General features: G+C 63.6%; 4 protein-coding genes. All 4 read left to right on the top strand.

All coding sequences use genetic code 11. The features are described from left to right. The first annotated feature begins 3 nt into the window (after positions 1–3). Positions 4–855, top strand: coding sequence for a carboxylating nicotinate-nucleotide diphosphorylase (gene nadC, locus EOA60_RS23675; RefSeq protein ID WP_128311983.1), 852 nt, complete (start codon positions 4–6; stop codon positions 853–855). Between the two features lie 220 nt (positions 856–1,075). Next, positions 1,076–2,032 (top strand): biotin synthase BioB, encoded by a 957-nt coding sequence (gene bioB, locus EOA60_RS23670; protein ID WP_127335464.1) that lies wholly within the window; start codon positions 1,076–1,078, stop codon positions 2,030–2,032. Next, positions 2,029–3,168, top strand: a complete 1,140-nt coding sequence (locus EOA60_RS23665) for an 8-amino-7-oxononanoate synthase (protein ID WP_091595817.1) — start codon at positions 2,029–2,031, stop codon at positions 3,166–3,168. Before bioB ends, EOA60_RS23665 begins: the two co-directional genes overlap by 4 nt. Next, a partial coding sequence (bioD, locus tag EOA60_RS23660) for a dethiobiotin synthase (RefSeq protein ID WP_128311982.1) occupies positions 3,165–3,619 on the top strand: 455 nt, incomplete at its 3' end. The genes EOA60_RS23665 and bioD, both read left to right, overlap by 4 nt.

Genomic DNA, 3,619 nt, shown 5'->3' with positions numbered 1-3,619 from the left:
ACCCTGATCGAACCGATTGTGCGCGGTGCGCTCCTCGAAGACCTGGGCAGATGCGGCGACCTGACCAGCGATGCGGTTATCCCGCATGATTGCACTGCCACGTTGGTGCTCAGATCGAGGCAGGCGGGCGTCGTTGCCGGGCTCGATCTGGTCTCGTACGCCTTCCTGCTCGTGGAACCGGCGATCAACATCCAGATCTGGCGCCCTGATGGCAGCGATGTCGGGGCCGGGGAAACCATTGCAAGATTGTCCGGACCCGCGCGAGGCCTGCTCACGGCCGAACGCACTGCCCTCAATTTCTTATGCCGGCTGAGCGGCATTGCCACTGCCACAGCGGCGATGGTTGAGGCCGTGCGCGGTCACAAGGCGAGGATCGTATCGACGCGAAAGACGACGCCCGGCCTGCGGGTATTGGAAAAATACGCCGTGCGCGTCGGCGGCGGTGCCAATCACCGCTTCGGCCTCGATGACGGCGTGCTCATAAAGGACAATCACATCGCGATCGCCGGCGATATCCGCACAGCAATAGAGCGGGCGCGCGCCGCCGCAGGGCATATGGTGAAGGTCGAGGTTGAGGTCGACACGCTGAAGCAGCTCGATGCAGCGCTCGCGATTGGTGTTGACGCGGTGCTGCTCGACAATATGTCGGTCGAGGATCTTGCCCGCGCGGTTTCTATAGTGGGTGGCCGTACGATCACCGAGGCTTCCGGTCGGGTGACGCCGAAAACGGCGGCGGCGATTGCGGCGACCGGTGTCGATCTCATCTCCATGGGATGGCTGACGCACAGCGCCCCGATCCTCGACATCGGCCTGGACATGCCGGACCACCAGAACATCTGCAAGCATTTGAACTGAGGATTACGGCATGAGGAGCAACATCAGCTCGGCAGGCGTAGGAAGGCGGTGGAAAGACGTGCCGCAGCTCGCCTTTTAGCGAGTGCGCTCCAAAGCCAAGTCGGACCGAGCTTGCCGGTCGACAGACTCCTGAAGGCGTACCGGACTAGCAACAAAGGTTTGACGATGACGGTTGGAATGAACTCGGAGTTCGACGTGAACCAGACCATGCAATCGGTCGATGGGAACGCCTCCGCGATGGAACCGCAAAGAGGCTGAGGCCATCTACGGCATGCCATTCAACGATCTGCTGTTCCTAGCTCAGACGATCCACCGCCAGAACTTCGATCGAAACCGAGTGCAGCTGTCGCGGCTCCTTAGCATCAAGACCGGCGGCTGCCCCGAAGATTGCGGCTATTGCAGCCAGTCTGCGCATTACGAAACCGGGGTGAAGGCGTCGAAGCTGATGAACGTCAAGCATGTCATCGACGAAGCGGCCAAGGCGCGTGATGGCGGCGCAACGCGCTATTGCATGGGCGCAGCGTGGCGAAGTCCCAAGGAGCGCGACATGGACGTTGTGGTCGCCATGATCGAGGGCGTCAAGGCGCTCGGCATGGAGACCTGCATGACGCTCGGCATGCTCGATCTTGAGCAAGCTGCTCGCCTGAAGCAGGCCGGTCTCGACTACTATAACCACAACATCGATACCTCTGAGCGCTACTATGGCGAGGTTATTTCAACCAGGACTTTTGCCGACCGGCTGGAAACGCTTGGGCACGTGCGCGCGGTTGGGATGAAAGTCTGCTGCGGCGGCATCGTCGGGATGGGGGAAGAAAAGACCGATCGCATCGACATGCTGGTCACGCTCGCGAACCTGCCCGAGCCGCCGGAAAGCGTGCCGATCAACATGCTTATTCCCATCGAAGGCACGCCGCTTGCCGCGGCCGACGCCATCGATCCGATCGATTTCGTCCGCATCGTTGCGCTCGCGCGGGTGATGATGCCGAAATCCTGTGTAAGGCTGTCCGCCGGCAGGACGGCGATGAGCGACGAAACGCAGGCGTTGTGCTTCTTTGCCGGCGCTAACTCGATCTTTGTCGGCGACACGCTGCTGACGGCGGACAATCCCGGCGAGGACAAGGATAGCCTTCTGTTCCAGCGTCTCGGCATCGAGCCGATGGAACTCGCCACGCAATGAACGAGGCAATTCTTGCCCGCTATGACGCATCCTTGCGCGGACTGGCGCGCAAGGACCGGTTGCGGACGCTCGCACCGCGCGCCGGTCTCGACTTCTCGTCGAACGACTATCTCGGACTTGCCGCCTCCAAAAGACTTGGCGAAGCGGTTGCGGCGGCGATTGCGCGGGGCACGCCGGTTGGCGCCACCGGGTCGCGGCTGTTGCGCGGCAACGCACCGGAACATGAGCAACTGGAGGCGGACGCCGCGGCATTCTTCGGCGCCGACCGTGCGCTGTTCTTTGGCAGCGGCTACATCGCCAACTTCGCCCTGTTGACCGCGCTGCCGCAGAAAGGCGACCTGCTGGTCCTCGACGAACTCGCCCATGCCAGCATGCATGAGGGCGCGCAGGCCGGGCGCGCCGAGTTCAAGCTGGCCGCGCACAACGACGTCGACGCTGTCGAGGACGCAATCACCCGCTGGCGCGCCGAAGGCGGCACGGGGCGCGTGTGGATCGCCGTCGAAAGCCTTTACAGCATGGATGGCGACCGCGCGCCGATGGAGAGCCTGGTCGCGATGGCCGATCGGCACCAGGCATTCATCGTCGTCGATGAAGCGCATGCCACCGGCATCTGGGGACCGGACGGCCGGGGACTGGCCGCCGCGTGCCAAGGCCGCGACAACATCGTCACGCTCCACTCATGCGGCAAGGCGCTCGGCGCATCCGGTGCACTCGTCACCGGGCCGAGGACACTGTGCGATTATCTCGTCAACCGGTGCCGGCCGTTCATCTACGCCACCGCGCCCTCGCCGCTGATGGCGGTCGCGGCGCGCGAAGCGCTGACTATTCTGTCCGACGAGCCCATGCGCCGCGCTCAGCTGCAGGAACGCGTTGCCTGCGCCGGCCGCCAATTGGCCGAGCGCTGCGGCGTCGTACCCAGCGGCTCGCAGATCCAGCCATTTGTCATCGGCGACGTTGGGCGCACCATGGCGGTGGCGGCGGCCCTGCAGGCACGCGGCTTCGACATACGCGGCATACGTCCGCCGACGGTGCCCGAGGGCACATCGCGCCTGCGCATTTCGCTGACGCTCAACGTCGACGAGACCGACATTTCCGCCATGGTCGAGGCTCTCGTTGAGGTGTTGGCCACAGCATGACCAAACGCATCGTCGTCACCGGAACAGACACCGGAATTGGCAAGACAGTATTTTCGGCCGGACTTGCCGGGCTGCTCGACGGCTTCTACTGGAAGCCGGTGCAATCGGGCCTCGACGAGGAGACTGACAGCGAGGTCGTCGCCCGGCTTTCCGGCTTGCCCGACGGACGCGTGCTGCCCGAAGTCTATCGACTGACGATGCCGCTGTCGCCGCATCGATCAGCCGAAATCGACGGCGTCGCGATCGAGGCCGACGATCTTTCATTTCCGGTCCTGCCGACACCGCTCGTCATCGAAGGCGCCGGCGGGCTGATGGTGCCGCTCAATCGACAGACAAGGTTCATTGACATATTCGAACAATGGCGGCTGCCGGTGATACTGTGCGCCCGCACCGCGCTCGGCACCATCAATCATACGCTGTTGTCGATCGAGGCCCTGAGAGCCCGCTCCAT

Source organism: Mesorhizobium sp. M1A.F.Ca.IN.020.06.1.1 (assembly GCF_004023265.1).
GTDB lineage: Bacteria > Pseudomonadota > Alphaproteobacteria > Rhizobiales > Rhizobiaceae > Mesorhizobium.
This window is presented reverse-complemented; position numbering and strand designations above follow the sequence as displayed.